Source organism: Streptomyces sp. NRRL F-2664, assembly GCF_000719345.1.
GTDB lineage: Bacteria > Actinomycetota > Actinomycetes > Streptomycetales > Streptomycetaceae > Streptomyces.
This window is the reverse complement of record NZ_JOFX01000187.1, coordinates 1-1,777: the sequence shown is the minus strand read 5'-3', so window position 1 is coordinate 1,777 and position 1,777 is coordinate 1. Positions and strand designations below refer to the sequence as shown.

At 67.4% G+C, this 1,777-nt stretch carries 2 protein-coding genes and 1 pseudogene; 2 read left to right on the top strand and 1 reads right to left on the bottom strand.

Annotated features, from left to right (window positions below; all coding sequences use genetic code 11):
* The coding region (locus tag IF89_RS48790; protein WP_234328031.1) for a hypothetical protein at window positions 1–258 on the top strand (258 nt) is incomplete at its 5' end.
* Window positions 224–1,585, top strand: a complete 1,362-nt coding sequence (locus tag IF89_RS0135225; protein ID WP_420707019.1) for an IS30 family transposase — start codon at window positions 224–226, stop codon at window positions 1,583–1,585. The genes IF89_RS48790 and IF89_RS0135225, both read left to right, overlap by 35 nt.
* A gap of 6 nt (window positions 1,586–1,591) precedes the next feature.
* Here the strand turns inward: IF89_RS0135225 and IF89_RS48785 are convergent.
* A pseudogene (locus tag IF89_RS48785) lies at window positions 1,592–1,777 on the bottom strand (hypothetical protein); the annotation flags it as partial.

Genomic DNA, 1,777 nt, shown 5'->3' with positions numbered 1-1,777 from the left:
CGCCACCGTGCTTCCCTGGTCGTCGACGCCCTGAAGATGGCCGCCGGCCGGGGTGCGCTCGCGGCCGGCTGCGTCATGCACTCCGACCGCGGCAGCGAGGGCGGATTCAACCGGTCGTCGCAACACCTCATGATCATGGAGGTATGCGATGGGACTAGAGCCGAAGGAGAAGGTGCCAGAGGCGCCGGCGGGAGCGCGACGGCAGTGGGCGGCGGATCGGGCGATGCGACCGCCGATGCGTTCACCGGGTCGGCCTGAGCCATCTCGTGCGGTGCAGCGCCACTTCTGGCGGAGGATCGCGTCGGGAGTGACGACGGCAGAGGCCGCGGTGGCTGTTGGCGTTTCATGTCCGGTCGCAATGCGGTGGTTCCGTCACGCTGGCGGCATGCCACCGATCAGCCTGGACGAGCCCAGCGGCCGCTACCTGTCCTTCGCCGAGCGCGAGGAGATCGCGCTCCTGCGCGCCCAGGAACACGGCGTGCGGGAAATCGCCCGCAGGATCGGACGCGACCCGGGCACGGTCTCACGCGAACTGCGCCGCAGCGCAGCAACCCGGAGCGGCACGTCGGTCTACCGGGCCCTGGTGGCGCAGTGGAAAGCCCAGCAAGCCGCGAAACGCCCAAAAATTGCGAAACTCGCAAGCGACGAAAGGCTGCGTCAGTACGTGCAGGAGCGGCTCGCCGGCAGCATCCGCCGCCCCGACGGCGTGATCGTCAACGGGCCAAAGACGCCCACATGGAAGGGGCTGAACAAACCGCATCGCCAGGACAGACGATGGGCGACTGCCTGGAGCCCGGAACAGATATCCCACCGGCTCCCTGTCGACTTCCCCGATGATGAATGCATGCGCATCAGCCACGAAGCGATTTACCAGGCCCTGTTCATCGAAGGCCGTGGCGCGCTCAAACGGGAACTGGTCACATGCCTGCGCACCGGCCGGGCGCTGCGGACTCCCCGTGCACGGTCGCAGAACAAGCCGCAGGGGCATGTCACCGCCGACGTCACCCTCAGCGAACGCCCGGCGGAGGCCGCGGACCGCGCGGTCCCCGGACACTGGGAGGGCGATTTGATCATCGGGACGGGCCGCTCCGCGATCGGCACGCTTGTCGAGCGCAGCAGCCGCTCCGTCCTCCTGGTGCACCTGCCCCGCCTCGAGGGCTGGGGTGACAATCCGCCCGTGAAGAATGGCCCCTCGCTCGGCGGCTACGGCGCGATCGCGATGAACACGGCGCTCACCGCGTCGATGACGCAGCTGCCCGAGCAGCTGCGCAAGACTCTCACCTGGGACCGCGGGAAGGAGCTCTCCGGTCATGCCCAGTTCGCTCTCGATACCGGGACGAAGGTGTTCTTCGCCGCCCCGCACTCGCCCTGGCAGCGACCCACAAACGAGAACACAAACGGGCTACTGCGTCAGTATTTCCCGAAGGGCACCGATCTCTCCCGCTGGTCCGCCGAGGACCTCGAAGCCGTCGCCCTGGCAGTCAACAACCGGCCCCGCAAGATCCTCGGTTGGCGGACACCGGCCGAGGTCTTCGAGGAACAGCTACGCTCGCTGCAGCAACCCGGTGTTGCAACGACTGATTGAGCGTTTTCAGCGGTGAGTCTCCAGGGTGAGGCTCTGGCGATTGACGTGAGTCTGCTGGAGCTGAGGCGGGCTTTGCGGAGGATGCGCCAGGTACTTGATGCGGGCGATGGTTCTCTCGACGGGCCAGCGGAGGCGGGAGTGGGCCCGGTTGACGGACTTCTGTTTGATGGTGAGGTCCTTGCCCGGCTTTCT

Bases quoted from the DNA above. Each gene is read 5' to 3' on its own strand.
- IF89_RS0135225 (WP_420707019.1), top strand. From the start codon at position 224: ATGCGACCGCCGATGCGTTCACCGGGTCGGCCTGAGCCATCTCGTGCG.